The 17133-nt window shown below is 46.7% G+C and carries 32 protein-coding genes; 30 read left to right on the top strand and 2 right to left on the bottom strand.

Annotated features, from left to right (window positions below; genetic code table 11):
• Positions 1-2 precede the first annotated feature (2 nt).
• The 29 genes from bfr (at position 3) to rplQ (ending at position 14600) form a co-directional block, all read left to right on the top strand.
• The gene (gene bfr / locus I3X05_RS15115; RefSeq protein ID WP_045571754.1) at positions 3-476 is read left to right on the top strand and encodes a bacterioferritin; all 474 of its coding nucleotides are present in this window, start codon (positions 3-5) and stop codon (positions 474-476) included.
• A 453-nt stretch (positions 477-929) separates the two neighbouring features.
• Complete coding sequence (gene rpsJ, locus I3X05_RS15110) at positions 930-1241, top strand: 30S ribosomal protein S10 (RefSeq protein WP_004410492.1); 312 nt, start codon at positions 930-932, stop codon at positions 1239-1241.
• Positions 1242-1255: 14 nt separating this feature from the next.
• A complete protein-coding gene (gene rplC / locus I3X05_RS15105) occupies positions 1256-1885 on the top strand; it encodes a 50S ribosomal protein L3 (RefSeq protein WP_045571753.1) in 630 nt (209 codons plus the stop codon).
• Between the two features lie 16 nt (positions 1886-1901).
• Positions 1902-2504: a 50S ribosomal protein L4 gene (rplD, locus tag I3X05_RS15100; protein WP_039431099.1), complete on the top strand. Its 603-nt coding sequence runs from the start codon at positions 1902-1904 to the stop codon at positions 2502-2504.
• Positions 2501-2803, top strand: a complete 303-nt coding sequence (gene rplW, locus I3X05_RS15095; protein WP_039440295.1) for a 50S ribosomal protein L23 — start codon at positions 2501-2503, stop codon at positions 2801-2803. Before rplD ends, rplW begins: the two co-directional genes overlap by 4 nt.
• Before the next feature lie 16 nt (positions 2804-2819).
• A complete protein-coding gene (gene rplB / locus I3X05_RS15090; protein ID WP_045571752.1) occupies positions 2820-3644 on the top strand; it encodes a 50S ribosomal protein L2 in 825 nt (274 codons plus the stop codon).
• 21 nt (positions 3645-3665) lie between these two features.
• Positions 3666-3944 (top strand): 30S ribosomal protein S19, encoded by a 279-nt coding sequence (gene rpsS, locus I3X05_RS15085; protein ID WP_011078827.1) that lies wholly within the window; start codon positions 3666-3668, stop codon positions 3942-3944.
• A 10-nt stretch (positions 3945-3954) separates the two neighbouring features.
• A complete protein-coding gene (gene rplV / locus I3X05_RS15080) occupies positions 3955-4287 on the top strand; it encodes a 50S ribosomal protein L22 (RefSeq protein WP_005528535.1) in 333 nt (110 codons plus the stop codon).
• Between the two features lie 18 nt (positions 4288-4305).
• Positions 4306-5007 (top strand): 30S ribosomal protein S3, encoded by a 702-nt coding sequence (rpsC, locus tag I3X05_RS15075; RefSeq protein ID WP_045571751.1) that lies wholly within the window; start codon positions 4306-4308, stop codon positions 5005-5007.
• 11 nt (positions 5008-5018) lie between these two features.
• Positions 5019-5429: a 50S ribosomal protein L16 gene (gene rplP / locus I3X05_RS15070; protein ID WP_000941218.1), complete on the top strand. Its 411-nt coding sequence runs from the start codon at positions 5019-5021 to the stop codon at positions 5427-5429.
• Positions 5429-5620 (top strand): 50S ribosomal protein L29, encoded by a 192-nt coding sequence (gene rpmC / locus I3X05_RS15065; protein ID WP_004410456.1) that lies wholly within the window; start codon positions 5429-5431, stop codon positions 5618-5620. Before rplP ends, rpmC begins: the two co-directional genes overlap by 1 nt.
• Complete coding sequence (gene rpsQ / locus I3X05_RS15060; protein WP_045571750.1) at positions 5620-5874, top strand: 30S ribosomal protein S17; 255 nt, start codon at positions 5620-5622, stop codon at positions 5872-5874. The genes rpmC and rpsQ overlap by 1 nt, the downstream gene beginning before the upstream one ends.
• A 163-nt stretch (positions 5875-6037) precedes the next feature.
• Complete coding sequence (gene rplN / locus I3X05_RS15055; RefSeq protein ID WP_039431069.1) at positions 6038-6409, top strand: 50S ribosomal protein L14; 372 nt, start codon at positions 6038-6040, stop codon at positions 6407-6409.
• Positions 6410-6423: 14 nt separating this feature from the next.
• Positions 6424-6741, top strand: coding sequence for a 50S ribosomal protein L24 (gene rplX, locus I3X05_RS15050; RefSeq protein WP_045571749.1), 318 nt, complete (start codon positions 6424-6426; stop codon positions 6739-6741).
• 26 nt (positions 6742-6767) lie between these two features.
• Complete coding sequence (rplE, locus tag I3X05_RS15045) at positions 6768-7307, top strand: 50S ribosomal protein L5 (protein ID WP_039431067.1); 540 nt, start codon at positions 6768-6770, stop codon at positions 7305-7307.
• A 17-nt stretch (positions 7308-7324) separates the two neighbouring features.
• Positions 7325-7630: a 30S ribosomal protein S14 gene (gene rpsN, locus I3X05_RS15040; protein ID WP_039431064.1), complete on the top strand. Its 306-nt coding sequence runs from the start codon at positions 7325-7327 to the stop codon at positions 7628-7630.
• A gap of 29 nt (positions 7631-7659) precedes the next feature.
• Positions 7660-8052 (top strand): 30S ribosomal protein S8, encoded by a 393-nt coding sequence (rpsH, locus tag I3X05_RS15035; RefSeq protein ID WP_039440281.1) that lies wholly within the window; start codon positions 7660-7662, stop codon positions 8050-8052.
• Between the two features lie 12 nt (positions 8053-8064).
• Positions 8065-8598 carry a 50S ribosomal protein L6 gene (rplF, locus tag I3X05_RS15030; protein WP_045571748.1) on the top strand — a complete coding sequence of 178 codons (534 nt, stop codon included), beginning with the start codon at positions 8065-8067 and terminating at the stop codon, positions 8596-8598.
• Between the two features lie 9 nt (positions 8599-8607).
• Positions 8608-8961: a 50S ribosomal protein L18 gene (gene rplR / locus I3X05_RS15025; protein WP_000358092.1), complete on the top strand. Its 354-nt coding sequence runs from the start codon at positions 8608-8610 to the stop codon at positions 8959-8961.
• Positions 8962-8975: 14 nt separating this feature from the next.
• On the top strand, positions 8976-9479 hold the full coding sequence (gene rpsE / locus I3X05_RS15020) for a 30S ribosomal protein S5 (protein WP_011078816.1): 504 nt from the start codon (positions 8976-8978) through the stop codon (positions 9477-9479).
• Between the two features lie 7 nt (positions 9480-9486).
• Positions 9487-9663: a 50S ribosomal protein L30 gene (gene rpmD / locus I3X05_RS15015; protein ID WP_005379565.1), complete on the top strand. Its 177-nt coding sequence runs from the start codon at positions 9487-9489 to the stop codon at positions 9661-9663.
• A gap of 5 nt (positions 9664-9668) precedes the next feature.
• Positions 9669-10103 carry a 50S ribosomal protein L15 gene (gene rplO / locus I3X05_RS15010; protein ID WP_045571747.1) on the top strand — a complete coding sequence of 145 codons (435 nt, stop codon included), beginning with the start codon at positions 9669-9671 and terminating at the stop codon, positions 10101-10103.
• 20 nt (positions 10104-10123) lie between these two features.
• Positions 10124-11458, top strand: coding sequence for a preprotein translocase subunit SecY (gene secY, locus I3X05_RS15005; protein WP_039431014.1), 1335 nt, complete (start codon positions 10124-10126; stop codon positions 11456-11458).
• Between the two features lie 41 nt (positions 11459-11499).
• A complete protein-coding gene (rpmJ, locus tag I3X05_RS15000; RefSeq protein ID WP_000868186.1) occupies positions 11500-11613 on the top strand; it encodes a 50S ribosomal protein L36 in 114 nt (37 codons plus the stop codon).
• 147 nt (positions 11614-11760) lie between these two features.
• Positions 11761-12117 (top strand): 30S ribosomal protein S13, encoded by a 357-nt coding sequence (gene rpsM, locus I3X05_RS14995; protein ID WP_039430953.1) that lies wholly within the window; start codon positions 11761-11763, stop codon positions 12115-12117.
• Between the two features lie 18 nt (positions 12118-12135).
• Positions 12136-12525 carry a 30S ribosomal protein S11 gene (gene rpsK, locus I3X05_RS14990; protein ID WP_001118870.1) on the top strand — a complete coding sequence of 130 codons (390 nt, stop codon included), beginning with the start codon at positions 12136-12138 and terminating at the stop codon, positions 12523-12525.
• Between the two features lie 27 nt (positions 12526-12552).
• Positions 12553-13173 (top strand): 30S ribosomal protein S4, encoded by a 621-nt coding sequence (rpsD, locus tag I3X05_RS14985; RefSeq protein WP_039430781.1) that lies wholly within the window; start codon positions 12553-12555, stop codon positions 13171-13173.
• A 24-nt stretch (positions 13174-13197) separates the two neighbouring features.
• The gene (locus tag I3X05_RS14980) at positions 13198-14190 is read left to right on the top strand and encodes a DNA-directed RNA polymerase subunit alpha (protein WP_045571746.1); all 993 of its coding nucleotides are present in this window, start codon (positions 13198-13200) and stop codon (positions 14188-14190) included.
• Positions 14191-14216: 26 nt separating this feature from the next.
• A complete protein-coding gene (gene rplQ / locus I3X05_RS14975; protein ID WP_045571745.1) occupies positions 14217-14600 on the top strand; it encodes a 50S ribosomal protein L17 in 384 nt (127 codons plus the stop codon).
• Between the two features lie 242 nt (positions 14601-14842).
• On the opposite strand, the gene I3X05_RS14970 is transcribed toward rplQ, so the two are convergent.
• Complete coding sequence (locus tag I3X05_RS14970; protein ID WP_045571744.1) at positions 14843-15463, bottom strand: FKBP-type peptidyl-prolyl cis-trans isomerase; 621 nt, start codon at positions 15461-15463, stop codon at positions 14843-14845.
• A gap of 230 nt (positions 15464-15693) precedes the next feature.
• On the opposite strand from I3X05_RS14970, the gene I3X05_RS14965 reads away from it, so the two are divergent.
• Complete coding sequence (locus tag I3X05_RS14965) at positions 15694-16257, top strand: LysM-like peptidoglycan-binding domain-containing protein (protein WP_045571743.1); 564 nt, start codon at positions 15694-15696, stop codon at positions 16255-16257.
• Between the two features lie 4 nt (positions 16258-16261).
• Here the strand turns inward: I3X05_RS14965 and I3X05_RS14960 are convergent, their stop codons facing one another.
• A complete protein-coding gene (locus tag I3X05_RS14960) occupies positions 16262-17131 on the bottom strand; it encodes a DMT family transporter (protein ID WP_045571742.1) in 870 nt (289 codons plus the stop codon).
• Positions 17132-17133 lie beyond the last annotated feature (2 nt).

The raw sequence follows: 17133 nt of genomic DNA, 5'->3' as shown, positions 1-17133 counted from the left end.
TCATGAAAGGCGATCCAATCATCATTCAACATCTCAACAAAGTACTCGGCAACGAGCTTGTCGCTATCAATCAGTACTTTCTTCACGCTCGCATGTATAAAGACTGGGGCTTAAAACACTTAGCGGACAAAGAGTACCACGAATCGATTGACGAGATGAAACACGCAGATCATCTTATCGAGCGGATCTTATTCTTAGAAGGGCTCCCCAATCTACAAGACCTTGGTAAACTCATGATCGGAGAGAATACTCAAGAGATGCTTGAGTGTGACCTAAAGCTTGAGATGATGGCAATCCCCGATCTAAAAGATGCCATAGCCTACGCGGAAGATACCAGAGATTATGTGTCCCGAGATCTGTTCCAAGAAATATTGGAAGATGAAGAAGAGCATGTCGACTGGCTAGAAACGCAGCTTGGTTTAATCCAAATGACTGGACTAGAAAATTACTTACAGGCTCAGTTTGTCGAAGAATAACTGAACTCTAACTTCTATTTATGATAGGGGCTAGACGATTTCAAAAATTTGTAAACATCAGGCAGCGCCTTTTACCATCTAGGTGATGCCTTTTTTCTAGTTCTCACACTAATCCCTATCTATTCAACGTTTATTTTTCAAACGGCACTTGCAAGCTATTTTGTTATCTGTATAATCCATCGCACTGACTTGTTCAGTTGTGAACCAATGAGCAGCGAGGAGCTAACGAACCTTAACGGTTTGAAAGGTAACGTATACTCAGCTTATGTTCGCAGTTAATACAATTAGCAAACACCTTCACTTGTGATAGTTGAATGCTAATCGAAAATTAACTGACAATGTGCCCAATTGAGGCACTACGGTTTCACATAAATCAATCGGCATTCTCTCGCCATATGCGAGTCTGAGTGGCGATATTGTTTGTGTAATTTTTAATAATTGGAGCTCTGTCTCATGCAGAACCAACGTATCCGTATCCGCCTAAAAGCTTTCGATTACAAACTAATCGATGCTTCTACCGCGGAAATCGTTGAAACAGCTAAGCGCACTGGCGCACAGGTTCGTGGTCCAATCCCACTACCTACTCGTAAAGAGCGTTTCACCGTTCTTATCTCTCCACACGTTAACAAGAAAGCTCGTGACCAGTACGAAATCCGTACTCACAAGCGTCTAATCGACATCGTTGAGCCAACAGATAAAACTGTTGATGCTCTGATGCGTCTAGACCTTGCTGCAGGCGTTGACGTTCAAATTAGCCTAGGTTAAGGGAGATTAGAAGAATGATTGGTCTAATCGGTCGTAAAGTGGGCATGACCCGCGTATTTACTGAAGAAGGCGTTTCTATCCCAGTAACAGTTGTTGAGGTTGAAGCGAACCGTGTTGCTCAAGTTAAATCTCTTGAGTCTGACGGCTATGCAGCAATCCAAGTTACTACTGGTTCTAAGAAAGCTAACCGTGTAACTAAGCCAGAAGCTGGTCACTTTGCGAAAGCGGGTGTAGAAGCTGGTCGCGGTCTTTGGGAATTCCGCTTAGAAAACGGCGAAGAGTTCGAAGTTGGTGCAGAACTAACTGTTGAATTGTTCAACGAAATTAAGAAAGTAGACGTTACTGGTACATCTAAGGGTAAAGGTTTCCAAGGCACTGTTAAGCGCTGGAACTTCCGCACTCAAGATATGACTCACGGTAACTCATTGTCTCACCGTGCTCCTGGTTCTATCGGTCAATGTCAGACTCCAGGTCGCGTATTTAAAGGCAAGAAAATGGCAGGTCACATGGGTGCTGAGCGTGTAACGACTCAAAACCTAGAGATCGTACGAGTTGACGCTGAGCGCAATCTGCTTCTTATTAAAGGTGCAGTCCCTGGCGCAACCGGCGGTAACGTGATCGTCAAACCAGCTGTTAAAGCATAACGTCTAGGAGTAAGTAATGGAATTGATGGTTAAAGGTGCTAACGCACTAACTGTTTCCGAAACTACTTTCGGACGTGAGTTCAACGAAGCTCTTGTACACCAAGTAGTTGTTGCGTACGCAGCAGGTGCTCGTCAAGGCACTCGTGCTCAAAAGACACGTTCAGAAGTTTCTGGCGGTGGTGCTAAACCATGGCGTCAAAAAGGTACTGGCCGTGCACGTGCTGGTACAATTCGTAGCCCAATCTGGCGTACAGGTGGTGTTACTTTTGCTGCGAAACCACAGGATCACAGCCAAAAAGTAAACAAGAAAATGTACCGTGGTGCGATGAAGAGCATTCTTTCTGAGCTAGTTCGTCAAGAGCGTCTAATCGTTGTTGATAACTTCTCAGTAGAAGCACCAAAGACAAAAGAGCTAGTAGCTAAGCTTAAAGAACTTGAGCTTAACGATGTACTCATCGTTACTGGCGAAGTAGACGAGAATCTATTCTTAGCTGCTCGTAACCTATACAAAGTTGACGTGCGTGACGCATCTGGTATCGATCCAGTAAGCCTAATCGCGTTTAACAAGGTTCTAATGACTGCAGCAGCAGTTAAGCAAGTTGAGGAGATGCTGGCATGATCACTGAAGAGCGTCTACTAAAAGTTCTACGTGCACCGCACATCTCTGAAAAAGCAACTATGGCTGCTGAGAAAGCGAACACTATCGTTTTCAAAGTAGCGAAAGATGCAACTAAGAAAGAGATCAAAGCAGCTGTAGAAAAGCTATTTGAAGTTGAAGTTAAGTCTGTAAATACTCTTATCACTAAGGGTAAGACCAAGCGTCAAGGTCTACGCCAAGGCCGTCGTTCAGACGTGAAGAAAGCGTACGTGACGTTGAAAGAAGGTCAAGATCTTGACTTCGTTGGCGGCGCGGAATAACAGGAGTAGTTGAATAATGGCTATTGTTAAATGTAAGCCGACTTCGGCTGGTCGTCGTCACGTTGTTAAAATCGTAAATGCTGACCTGTACAAAGGTAAGCCATACGCACCTCTTCTAGAGAAAAACTCTAAGAATGGTGGTCGTAACAACAACGGTCGTATCACAGTACGTCACATCGGTGGCGGTCACAAGCACCACTACCGTGTAGTTGACTTCAAACGTACTAAAGATGGCATCCCAGCGAAAGTTGAGCGTCTAGAATACGATCCAAACCGTAGCGCAAACATCGCTCTAGTTCTGTACGCAGACGGTGAGCGTCGTTACATCATTGCACCAAAAGGTTTGCAAGCGGGTGACGTTATCCAATCTGGCGTTGATGCGCCGATTAAAGCGGGTAACACTCTACCAATGCGCAATATCCCAGTGGGTTCTACCGTTCACTGTGTTGAACTAACTCCTGGTAAAGGTGCACAGTTGGCTCGTTCAGCGGGTGCTTACGCTCAGCTAGTAGCTCGTGATGGTTCTTACGTAACTATCCGTCTGCGTTCTGGCGAAATGCGTAAAGTTCTTTCTGAAGGCCGCGCAACTATCGGTGAAGTTGGTAACTCTGAGCACATGCTTCGTGAGCTTGGTAAAGCGGGTGCATCTCGCTGGCGCGGTGTTCGTCCAACCGTTCGCGGTGTGGTAATGAACCCGGTTGACCACCCACACGGTGGTGGTGAAGGTCGTACTTCTGGTGGCCGCCACCCAGTTTCACCTTGGGGTATGCCAACTAAAGGCTACAAGACTCGTAGCAACAAACGCACTGACAAGTACATCGTACGTCGTCGTAACAAGTAATCTATATAAAGAGGAATCGCCATGCCACGTTCTCTCAAGAAAGGTCCATTTATTGACCTACACTTGCTGAAGAAGGTAGAGAAAGCGGTGGAAAGCGGAGACAAAAAGCCACTTAAGACTTGGTCCCGTCGTTCAATGATCATCCCTACGATGATCGGTTTGACCATCGCTGTCCATAATGGTCGTCAGCACGTTCCAGTTTTCGTTACCGAAGAAATGATCGGTCACAAACTGGGTGAATTCGCACCAACACGTACTTACCGCGGTCACGCTGCGGATAAGAAAGCTAAGAAGCGTTAAGGGGTAAATAATGGAAGCTATTGCTAAACATAACTTTGCTCGCATTTCGCCTCAGAAAGCTCGCTTAGTTGCGGATCTAATTCGTGGTAAATCTGTTGACCAAGCTCTTGAAATCCTAACTTTCAGCAACAAAAAAGCGGCTGTACTAGTTAAGAAAGTTCTAGAGTCTGCTATCGCTAACGCGGAGCACAACGAAGGTGCGGATATTGACGATCTGAATGTCGCAAAAATCTTTGTAGATGAAGGCCCAACCATGAAGCGTATTATGCCTCGTGCTAAAGGTCGTGCGGATCGTATCTTGAAGCGTTCAAGCCACATCACTGTTGTTGTAGCAGATCGCTAGAGACTAGGAGAGTAAGCAATGGGTCAAAAAGTACATCCTAATGGTATTCGTCTAGGCATCGTTAAGCCTTGGAATGCTACATGGTTTGCTAACACCAAAGATTTCGCTGACAACCTAGACGGCGACTTCAAGGTACGTCAGTTCCTAACTAAAGAACTGGCTAAAGCGTCTCTATCACGCATCGTTATCGAGCGTCCTGCTAAGAGCATCCGTGTGACTATTCACACTGCTCGCCCAGGTGTTGTCATTGGTAAGAAAGGTGAAGACGTAGAGAAACTACGCACAGCTGTAGCAAAAATTGCAGGTGTACCAGCGCAAATTAATATCGCTGAAGTACGTAAGCCTGAACTAGATGCGCAACTTGTTGGTGACAGCATCGCCTCTCAGCTAGAGCGTCGTGTAATGTTCCGTCGTGCGATGAAGCGCGCGGTACAAAACGCAATGCGTCTAGGTGCTAAGGGTATCAAAGTGGAAGTAAGCGGTCGTCTAGGCGGCGCTGAAATCGCACGTTCTGAGTGGTACCGTGAAGGCCGTGTGCCTCTACACACTCTACGTGCAGACATTGATTACGCAACTTCTTCGGCTCACACCACTTACGGTGTAATCGGCATTAAAGTTTGGATCTTCAAAGGTGAGATTCTAGGCGGTATGCCAGCAGCAACTGAAGCTGCAGAGCCAAAGGCTGACAAGCCTAAGAAGCAGCGTAAAGGCCGTAAGTAAGGAGTCGACAGATGCTACAACCTAAACGTACTAAGTTCCGTAAGGTTCAGACTGGTCGTAACCGTGGTCTAGCAAAAGGTACAGAAGTAAGCTTCGGCTCTTTTGGTCTTAAAGCTGTTGGCCGTGGTCGTCTGACTGCTCGTCAAATCGAAGCTGCACGTCGTGCTATGACGCGCCATATCAAGCGTCAAGGTAAAATCTGGATCCGTGTGTTCCCAGATAAACCAATCACTGAAAAACCACTTGAAGTTCGTCAAGGTAAGGGTAAAGGTAACGTTGAGTACTGGGTAGCCCAAATCCAACCTGGTAAGGTTATGTACGAAGTTGATGGTGTACCTGAAGAATTGGCGCGTGAAGCGTTCCGCCTAGCGGCTCGTAAACTGCCATTCAAGACTACATTTGTAACTAAGCAGGTGATGTGATGAAAGCACAAGATCTACGCGAAAAGAGCGTTGAAGAGCTTAACGCTGAGCTATTGAATTTGCTACGTGAACAGTTCAACTTGCGCATGCAAGCAGCAACTGGTCAACTACAGCAAACTCATACTCTGAAAGCTGTACGCCGTGATATCGCACGTGTGAAAACTGTTTTGACTGAGAAGGCAGGCGCATAATGAGCGACAAAATTCGTACCCAGCAAGGTCGTGTTGTTAGTGACAAAATGGACAAGTCTATTGTTGTTGCTATCGAGCGCATGGTGAAGCACCCTATCTACGGTAAATTCGTTAAGCGCACGACTAAAGTTCACGCACACGACGAAAACAACGAATGTGGCACTGGCGACACCGTTGAAATTCGTGAGTGTCGTCCACTGTCTAAGACTAAGTCTTGGACTTTGGTGAAAGTTGTAGAAAAGGCGAAGATTTAATCTTACCTCTTCTGTGAACGCGAACGGCTCCAAAATTATTTTTTGGAGCCGTTTATTTTTTGACTACCCAATCACAAAAAAGGGTGGTACAATTCGCGTCCCTTATAAAGAGGCAGCCCGACCCGAGAGGGTCTAGTTTTTTAATATTTAGCGGAGCACTAACATGATCCAAATGCAAAGTATGCTGGACGCAGCTGATAACTCAGGCGCTCGCAGCGTAATGTGTATTAAGGTTCTGGGTGGCTCTCACCGTCGTTATGCACACATCGGTGACATCATCAAAGTTACTGTTAAGGAAGCAATTCCACGCGGTAAAGTTAAGAAAGGTGATGTACTGAAGGCGGTGGTAGTTCGCACCCGTAAAGGCGTACGTCGTCCAGACGGTTCTGTCATTCGCTTCGACCGAAACGCTTGTGTACTGTTGAACAACAACAGTGAACAACCTATCGGTACACGCATCTTTGGTCCTGTGACTCGCGAACTTCGTGGCGATAAGTTCATGAAGATCGTTTCACTGGCTCCAGAAGTTCTGTAAGGAGCGGCAATATAATGGCAGCTAAAATCCGTCGTAATGACGAAGTAATCGTTCTTGCTGGTAAAGATAAAGGCAAGAAAGGTAAAGTAACTAAGGTTCTAGCAACTGGTAAAGTTATCGTTGAAGGTATCAACCTTGTTAAGAAACACCAGAAACCTGTTCCAGCACTAGGTATCCAAGGCGGTATCGTAGAGCAAGAAGCAGCAATCGACGTTTCTAACGTGGCTATCTTCAACGCAGCAACTGGTAAAGCTGACCGTGTCGGTTTCCGTTTTGAAGATGGCCAAAAGGTTCGTTTCTTCAAGTCAAACGGTGAAACCGTTTCTAACTAATTTAGAAAGTAATTTGGAGTTCTACTATGGCGAAACTGCATGATTACTACAAGTCGTCTGTAGTCGCTGAACTGACCAAACAGTTCGGTTACACAAGCGTCATGCAAGTCCCTAGAATCGAGAAAATCACCCTAAACATGGGTGTTGGCGAAGCTATCAACGACAAAAAACTGCTAGAAAACGCAGCTTCTGATATGGCAACGATCTCTGGTCAAAAGCCTCTTATCACTAAAGCTCGCAAATCTGTTGCAGGTTTCAAAATTCGTGAAGGCTACCCTATCGGTTGTAAAGTAACCTTGCGTGGCGAACGTATGTGGGATTTTATGGAGCGTTTAATCTCTATCGCTCTTCCACGTGTACGTGACTTCCGTGGTGTTAACGCTAAGTCTTTTGACGGTCGCGGTAACTACAGCATGGGCGTTCGCGAGCAAATCATCTTCCCGGAAATCGACTTTGATAAAGTTGATCGTGTACGCGGTCTAGACATCACTATTACGACGTCTGCTGGTACTGATGAGGAAGGCCGTGCTCTGCTGGCTGCCTTTAACTTCCCATTCCGTAAGTAAGGTGAAGGGTTACTGTTATGGCTAAACAATCAATGAAAGCACGTGAAGTGAAACGTGCAAAGCTAGTAGCTAAGTTCGCTGAGAAGCGTGCTTCTCTAAAAGCTATCATCAGCGATGTAAATGCATCAGAAGAAGATCGTTGGAATGCGGTTCTAAAACTGCAAACTCTTCCACGTGATTCAAGTGCGTCACGTCAGCGCAACCGTTGTAACCAAACTGGTCGTCCACACGGTTACCTACGTAAATTCGGTCTGAGCCGTATCAAAGTTCGTGAAGCTTGCATGAAAGGCGAGATTCCTGGACTTCGTAAGGCTAGCTGGTAATTGCCACTTAATCATTTGGAGTAAATCATATGAGCATGCAAGATCCGATTTCGGATATGCTGACCCGTGTTCGTAACGGTCAGGCAGCAAACAAAGTTGCTGTTAAAATGCCTTCTTCAAAGCTGAAAGTTGCAATTGCTGCACTACTTAAAGCTGAAGGCTACATCGCTGACTTCGCTGTTGAAGGCGACGTAAAACCTGAGCTAGAAGTGACTCTTAAGTACTTCCAAGCTAAACCAGTAATCGAGCAACTGAAGCGTGTTTCACGTCCAGGTCTGCGCGTCTACAAGAAGAAAGACGAGCTGCCATCTGTAATGGGTGGTTTAGGTGTTGCTATTGTTTCCACTTCCAAGGGTCTGATGTCAGACCGCGCTGCTCGTAAAGCAGGTCTTGGTGGTGAGATCATCTGCTACGTAGCTTAATAGGAGTAGAATATGTCTCGTGTTGCTAAAGCACCTGTCGCTATTCCAGCTGGCGTAGAGGTGAAACTGAACGGCCAAGAAGTTACTGTAAAAGGTGCTAAAGGTGAACTAACTCGCGTTCTAAACAACGCTGTAGTTATCGCTCAGGAAGAAAACAAGCTAACTTTTGGTCCTCGCGAAGGTGTTGCTAACGCATGGGCTCAAGCAGGTACTGCTCGCGCTCTAGTTAACAACATGGTTGTTGGTGTTACGGAAGGCTTCACTAAGAAGCTAACCCTTAAGGGTGTTGGTTACCGTGCTGCTATCAAAGGTAATGCGGTGGGCCTGACTCTTGGCTTCTCTCACCCAGTTGAGCACGAGTTGCCAGCGGGTATCAAAGCTGAGTGTCCAAGCCAAACTGAGATCGTTCTAACTGGTTGTGACAAGCAGTTGGTAGGTCAAGTTGCGGCAGACATCCGTTCTTACCGCGCGCCTGAGCCTTACAAAGGTAAAGGTATTCGTTACGCAGATGAAAATGTGCGTAGTAAAGAAGCTAAGAAGAAGTAAGGTAACACTATGGATAAGAAAGCATCTCGCATCCGTCGTGCTACACGTGCACGTCGTAAGATTGCAGAACTTGGTGCAACTCGCCTGGTAGTACACCGTACTCCTCGCCACGTTTACGCTCAAGTTATTGCGGCAAACGGCTCTGAGGTTATCGCAGCAGCTTCTACTGTAGAAAAAGCGATCCGTGAGCAAGTGAAATACACTGGTAACATCGATGCGGCTAAAGCAGTGGGTAAAGCTGTAGCAGAGCGCGCTCTTGAGAAAGGCGTAACTGTAGTTGCATTTGATCGTTCTGGTTTCCAATACCACGGTCGAGTAGCGGCGCTAGCAGATTCTGCTCGCGAAGCTGGTCTGAAATTCTAAGGTAGGGTTGGAAGATGGCTAAAGAACAACAAGTTCAAGCGAATGATTTGCAAGAAAAGCTAATCGCAGTTAACCGTGTTTCTAAAACGGTTAAAGGTGGTCGAATCATGAGCTTTACTGCACTAACTGTAGTTGGTGACGGTAATGGTCGTGTGGGTTTCGGTTACGGCAAAGCTCGTGAAGTACCTGCAGCGATCCAAAAAGCAATGGAAAAAGCGCGTCGTAACATGGTTACTATCGCTCTTAACGAAGGCACTCTTCACCACCCAGTGAAAGGTCGCCACTCGGGCTCTAAAGTTTACATGCAGCCTGCTGCAGAAGGTACTGGTGTTATCGCAGGTGGTGCGATGCGTGCAGTACTAGAAGTTGCTGGTGTACACAACGTACTGTCAAAAGCGTACGGTTCTACTAACCCAATCAATATCGTTCGTGCAACGATTGACGCATTAGTAGATGTTAAGTCACCAGAAATGGTTGCTGCTAAACGTGGTCTAACTGTTGAAGCTATTTCGGAGTAAGAACACCATGGCAACTATTAAAGTAACTCAAACTAAAAGCTCAATTGGTCGCCTGCCTAAGCACAAAGCTACTTTGCGCGGTCTAGGTCTTCGTAAAATCAACCACACTGTAGAACTTGAAGATACACCGTGTATTCGCGGTATGATCAACAAGGTTTACTACATGGTTAAAGTTGAGGAGTAATCATAATGCTTTTGAATACTCTATCACCGGCTGCGGGTTCTAAGCCTTCTAAGAAGCGCCTAGGCCGTGGTATCGGTTCAGGCCTCGGTAAAACTGGTGGTCGTGGCCATAAAGGTCAAAAGTCACGTTCTGGCGGAAAAGTTCGTCCAGGTTTTGAAGGCGGTCAAATGCCTCTGAAACAGCGTCTACCTAAGTTCGGTTTCACTTCTCGTAAGAGCCTAGTGGCGGCTGAAGTTCGTCTAGCTGAGCTAGCGAAAGTTTCTGGTGACGTAGTAGATCTAAACAGCCTAAAAGCGGCTAACATCATCACTAAGAACATCGAATTCGTTAAAGTTGTTCTTTCTGGCGAGCTTAGCAAAGCGGTGACTGTGAAAGGTCTGCGTGTGACTAAAGGCGCTAAAGCTGCAATCGAAGCTGCAGGCGGTAAAATCGAGGAATAATCTCGAGGAACGAGGTACAGATGGCTAAAAAACCAGGACAAGATTTTCGTAGTGCTCAGAGCGGCTTAAGTGAACTAAAGTCGCGCTTGTTATTTGTAATTGGTGCACTTTTAGTATTCCGAGCTGGCTCTTTTGTGCCGATTCCTGGTATTGACGCTGCTGTACTTGCCGATTTGTTCGAACAGCAAAAAGGCACCATCGTTGAAATGTTTAACATGTTCTCCGGTGGTGCACTTTCGCGTGCATCTATTTTAGCTCTGGGCATCATGCCGTATATTTCGGCCTCGATTGTTGTCCAGTTGCTAACGGTAGTTCATCCAGCGTTAGCTGAACTCAAGAAAGAGGGTGAAGCAGGCCGTCGTAAGATCAGCCAATATACACGCTACGGCACGCTTGTACTTGCAACTTTCCAAGCTATTGGTATTGCAACTGGCCTACCAAATATGGTCGACAATCTGGTTGTTATCAACCAAACCATGTTTACGCTAATTGCAACCGTAAGTTTAGTAACTGGCACCATGTTCCTAATGTGGTTAGGTGAACAAATTACAGAGCGTGGAATTGGTAACGGTATTTCGTTGCTGATTTTTGCAGGTATTGTTGCTGGATTGCCTCAGGCAATCGGACAAACAATCGAGCAAGCGCGTCAAGGTGAATTGCATGTACTTCTTCTGCTGTTAATTGCAGTGTTGGCGTTTGCAGTCATTTATTTCGTTGTTTTCATGGAGCGTGGTCAACGTCGTATCGTCGTCAACTACGCGAAGCGTCAACAAGGTCGTAAAGTGTTTGCAGCCCAGAGTTCGCATTTGCCATTGAAAATAAATATGGCCGGTGTGATTCCTGCAATTTTCGCATCAAGCATTATTTTGTTCCCAGGAACATTGGCACAATGGTTTGGCCAAAATGGTGAAAGCAGCGCGTTCGGTTGGCTAACCGACGTGTCTTTGGCTTTGAGCCCAGGTCAACCTTTGTATGTCATGCTTTATGCGGCAGCGATTATATTCTTCTGTTTCTTCTACACGGCGTTGGTTTTCAACCCGCGTGAAACAGCAGATAACCTGAAGAAGTCTGGTGCATTCGTACCCGGTATCCGCCCAGGTGAGCAGACAGCCAAATACATTGATAAAGTGATGACGCGTTTGACCTTAGCTGGTGCGCTCTACATTACCTTTATCTGTCTGATTCCGGAGTTCATGATGGTCGCGTGGAACGTTCGTTTCTACTTCGGCGGAACATCACTGCTAATTGTAGTGGTTGTTATCATGGATTTTATGGCACAGGTACAGACACATATGATGTCTCATCAATATGAGTCTGTGTTGAAGAAAGCGAATCTGAAGGGCTATGGCCGTTAATTCGGTAGTAGACTCAGCAGTTTCAATTACGGAGTTTAGCAATGAAAGTTCGTGCTTCCGTTAAAAAAATCTGCCGTAACTGTAAAGTAATCAAGCGTAACGGTGTTGTTCGCGTGATTTGCAGTGAGCCAAAGCACAAGCAGCGCCAAGGCTAATTCAGCAGAAATTTTTACTTGAAATATAAGGTAGTGTCGAGTATATTCCTCGGCCTACCTTTTGCGTGCAAAAGAAGTAGTATCCCGCAGCGTATCCATCACGGGCTTTGCTGCGGATAATTCTTTTATGAAACCTAGGAGTGAATAATGGCCCGTATTGCAGGCATTAACATTCCTGATCAGAAACATGCTGTAATCGCTCTAACTGCGATCTACGGTATCGGCAAAACTCGCTCTAAAGCTATCTTAGCTGAAGTGGGTATTGCTGAAGATGTTAAGATCAGTGAACTAACTGAAGAGCAGATCGATCAACTGCGTGATGGTGTAGCTAAATACACTGTAGAAGGTGATCTACGTCGTGAAGTTTCCATGAACATCAAGCGCCTAATGGATCTTGGCTGTTACCGTGGTCTTCGTCATCGTCGCAGTCTACCTCTACGTGGACAGCGTACTAAAACCAACGCTCGCACCCGTAAGGGTCCGCGTAAGCCGATCAAGAAATAATCGGGAAGGTAGAGTACAATGGCTAAACAACCAACTCGCGCGCGCAAGCGCGTACGCAAGCAAGTTGCGGATGGCGTTGCGCACATCCATGCTTCTTTCAATAACACAATCGTAACTATCACTGACCGTCAAGGTAATGCTCTTGCATGGGCTACTGCAGGTGGTTCAGGTTTCCGTGGTTCTCGTAAGTCTACTCCGTTCGCTGCACAGGTTGCTGCTGAGCGTTGTGCTGAAATGGCTAAAGAATACGGTCTAAAGAACTTGGAAGTTATGGTTAAGGGTCCTGGTCCAGGTCGTGAATCTACTGTTCGCGCACTGAACGCAGCTGGTTTCCGCATCACAAACATCGTTGATGCTACACCAATCCCTCATAACGGTTGTCGTCCACCGAAGAAACGTCGCGTTTAACGTTTCTAGGAAGATTGGAGAAGAATCATGGCAAGATATTTGGGTCCTAAGCTGAAGCTTAGTCGTCGTGAAGGCACTGACTTGTTCCTTAAGTCTGGTGTTCGCGCGATCGATACCAAGTGTAAAATTGATAACGCACCAGGTGTACACGGCGCTCGTCGCGGTCGTCTATCTGAGTATGGCGTTCAGCTTCGTGAGAAGCAAAAAGTACGTCGTATGTACGGCGTTCTAGAAAAACAATTCCGTAACTACTACGCAGAAGCTGCTCGCCTTAAAGGCAACACAGGTGAAAACCTACTTCAGCTTCTTGAAGGTCGTCTTGATAACGTAGTTTACCGTATGGGCTTTGGCGCAACTCGCGCAGAAGCACGTCAGCTAGTTAGCCACAAAGCTATCCTAGTAAACGGTAAAGTTGTAAACGTTCCTTCTTTCAAAGTAGCGGCTAACGACGTTGTTTCAATTCGCGAGAAAGCTAAACAGCAAGCTCGTATTAAAGCGGCTCTAGAAGTTGCTGAACAACGCGAAAAACCAACTTGGATTGAAGTAGATGGCGGCAAGATGGAAGGTACATTCAAGCGTATGCCTGAGCGTTCTGACCTGTCAGCTGACATCAACGAACAATTGATCGTCGAGCTTTACTCTAAGTAAGGTTTAAACTAAAGAGAGGACACAATGCAGGGTTCTGTAACAGAATTTCTTAAGCCACGTCTAGTTGACATTGAACAGATCAGCTCGACCCACGCAAAAGTAACTCTTGAGCCATTAGAGCGTGGTTTCGGCCATACTCTGGGTAATGCACTTCGCCGTATTCTGCTTTCTTCAATGCCTGGTTGTGCAGTGACAGAAGTAGAAATTGAAGGCGTACTTCACGAATACAGCACTAAAGAAGGCGTTCAGGAAGATATTCTTGAAATCCTTCTGAACCTTAAAGGTTTAGCTGTACGCGTTGCCGAAGGCAAAGATGAAGTGTTCATTACACTGAATAAATCAGGCTCGGGCCCTGTGGTTGCAGGTGACATCACCCATGATGGTGATGTAGAGATCGCTAACCCTGAACACGTTATTTGTCACTTAACGGATGACAATGCCGAGATCGCAATGCGTATTAAAGTAGAACGTGGTCGCGGTTATGTTCCAGCTTCAGCGCGTATCCATACAGAAGAAGATGAGCGTCCAATCGGCCGCCTACTTGTCGACGCTACTTTCAGCCCAGTAGACAAAATTGCCTACTCCGTTGAAGCAGCTCGTGTAGAACAGCGTACTGACCTCGATAAGCTTGTTATCGATATGGAAACTAACGGAACTCTTGAACCTGAGGAAGCTATCCGTCGTGCAGCAACAATTCTTGCTGAGCAATTGGATGCATTCGTAGATCTTCGTGATGTGCGTGTTCCTGAGGAGAAAGAAGAGAAGCCAGAATTCGATCCGATCCTACTCCGTCCTGTAGACGATCTTGAACTAACAGTTCGCTCTGCTAACTGTCTGAAAGCAGAAGCGATTCACTACATCGGTGATCTAGTACAACGTACTGAGGTTGAGCTACTTAAAACGCCAAACCTTGGTAAGAAATCTCTTACTGAGATTAAAGACGTACTGGCGTCACGTGGTCTGTCTCTGGGTATGCGCCTGGAAAACTGGCCACCTGCATCAATCGCTGAAGATTAATCGATACTAGTTAGAAGGATTAGGTCATGCGCCATCGTAAGAGTGGTCGTCAACTCAACCGCAACAGCTCACATCGTAAAGCGATGTTTAGCAACATGGCTAGCTCTCTTGTACGTCATGAAGTTATCAAGACTACATTGCCAAAAGCAAAAGAGCTACGTCGCGTAGTTGAGCCTTTGATTACACTAGCTAAGACTGACAGTGTTGCTAACCGTCGTCTTGCGTTTGCACGTACTCGTGACAACGAAGTAGTTGCAAAGCTATTTAACGAACTAGGTCCGCGTTTTGCTGCTCGTCAGGGCGGTTACACTCGTATCCTAAAAGCTGGCTTCCGTGCCGGTGACAAAGCTCCAATGGCTTACATTGAGCTTGTAGATCGCCCAGCTGCTGAAGATACTGCTGCTGAGTAATCAGGTTCGTAAGAACGGAAAAGCCGAGCGATAGCTCGGCTTTTTTGTTGACGTCATACCGAGAGGTTGGCAACAATTTAGCACCTAGCACCTAGCACCTAGCACCTAGCACCTAGCACCTAGCACCTAGCACCTAGCACCTAGCACCTAGCACCTAGCACCTAGCACCTAGCACCTAGCACCTAGCACCTAAAAAAAAGCCGACCGAAGTCAGCTTTTGCTATTTGAGTTGATATCAGTACTTAAACGATATCAAGCAGTTCCACTTCAAAGACTAGGGCTGCAAATGGAGGAATGGATGCGCCAGCGCCACGCTCACCGTAAGCAAGATCGTGTGGGATGTACAGTTTCCATTTTGAACCAACAGGCATCAGTTGCAGTGCTTCTACCCAACCTTTGATCACGCCAGTTACCGGGAACTGTGCAGGCTGGCCGCGAGACACTGAGCTATCAAATACTGTTCCGTCAACAAGCTCACCGTGGTAGTGAACGCGAACGGTTTTGTCTGACGTTGGGATCTCGCCATTACCTTCAGTGATGATTTCATACTGCAGACCAGAGTCTAGAACAGTCACTTCAGAGCGTAGTGCATTGTCTTTTAGGAATGCTTCGCCATCCGCAGCGGCCGCTTTTGCAGCCTCTGCACGTGCCGCTTCTGCACGTGTGTAAAGTTCTTGCAGGGCTTTGTTGATCTCGTCAACCTCGATTGCTGGCATGTCGCCAGTCAGTGCGGTTGCAATACCCGCAGCAATGGCATCTACGTTCAGACCGTCAAGGCCAGAACCAGCAAGTTGTTGACCCATTTGCAGACCAATACCGTAGCTGGCTTTTTGCTCTACTGTTTCAAATTTTATATCAGACATAAAAGTCGCTCTTTTATCGCGTAACAAAGCCTCAAAGGATAACAGTTTCGACCAGAGGTTTAAATCTTTCTACTTCACAACGATGTAACTTATGTGCTGTGATGGCGCTCTTACTCTTGGCGGAATGTCATCTTTTTTACCGTCTACTGACCGAGTTTGAGGGTAATTATCTATACTCTGGTGGTTTGTATTTTTATACTAGGGAACAAAGGGGTTTGGAGAAGTTTGCAATGAATCGTCGTAGAAAGAAGAAGCCACAAACTGACTATTTGGCGCTTGCAAAAGAGAACGTCACCAAAATTGAACTCAAGCCACTGTTTATGCGAGTTCGCCGCTTGTGGTGGTTCCTGCCGATTTTACATCGCCGAGCGATTACTGTGTTAGTGCCGATATTGCTGATTCTTTTGCTTTGGCCGACGAAGAAGCTCGACCCTCAACCTGTGGTAGAAAAAGCGCCGCAACGAGTTGCGCTTGACATCAATACTCGTGGATTAAGTGAACAGCATGATTCACAGCAAAGTGAGAGCAAGTCGGCGATGTGGCAAGAATACTTGGTGCAAAATGGCGATACGCTCGCACAAGTGTTTCGTACGAATCAGCTGGCGATGGGCGATCTGAATGCTTTGGTTAAAATCGAAGGCGCCGACAAACCACTGAGTCACATCAAACAAGGTCAATTGGTCCGATTTAAGCTTAATGAGGCCGGTCAGCTTGATATTTTGCAGTTGGAAAAAGGCAACAGCTCGGTGATGTTCTTTCGTCTTTCTGACGGGGGCTTTAGCCGCAGTAAATAGCTGCCTAGCTTTGATCTAGGCTCCGCCCGTGACGCAGATTGGCAAAGACGCTTTGCCAAGGGAAAAGTGGCAACACAATCAGCAAGATGCCTGCCCAAGTGACACGATCTGGGTATTCGGCGAAAGCATACATGCCAATCAAGGTTACAAACAGCAAGCCCGAGTATTCCGCTAACGCGATTTGTCCGGCGGGTGCTTTTCGATACGCCGCGACCGCGAGGCCGTTATAACCCAAAATGCACACTGAGCTGGCGAATATGTACGCTGCGAGCGTAGGCGTGAGTGGTTGCCAATAGAGCAGCGCCAGCAGCAGGGAGACAGGCAGCGACAGCAGCGTTGTCCACCACAAAGTGGTCACCACCGTCTGCTCAGCGGGCAGTTTTCTCACCAACACATTAAAGAAAGCCAGAGTGAGCGCGGTGCCGAGCGCAAAACAGGCCGCCCAATGAAACTGCGAAGGGCGCAATACCACCAACACACCGACAAATCCCACCAGCGTACCCAGTACTTTTGCGAGCGCGGGCTTCTCTTTGAGTAACCAGACTGACAAGGGCAGCATTAATAGTGGCGCGGCGTAAAATACGGCGTTCGCGGTCGCCAACGGTAAATAGGTAATGGAAACCATCATACAGCCGCTGCCGATCAAGATCAGATGGGCTCGAGCTAAGGTAATGCGCGGCTGGGCCAGTGCTCGTTGTGTTTTGCGCTGCATCAGCCACAGTGGCGTGATCATCAATAGTGAAAATAGCTGCCGGAGAAACATGTATTGAAATGGTGAAACGTTGCCATCAATCAATTTCACCGCGACATCAGATAGGGTTGCCAGCAGGTTGCCGACAACCAATAGGACGATCGCGTAGCTCGCGGGCGTCACTG

The sequence above is a fragment of the Vibrio navarrensis genome, assembly GCF_015767675.1.
In the GTDB taxonomy this organism is placed as follows: Bacteria; Pseudomonadota; Gammaproteobacteria; order Enterobacterales; family Vibrionaceae; genus Vibrio.
Note: the sequence above shows the minus strand (reverse complement) of the source record. Positions and strands in the feature narration are given on the sequence as shown.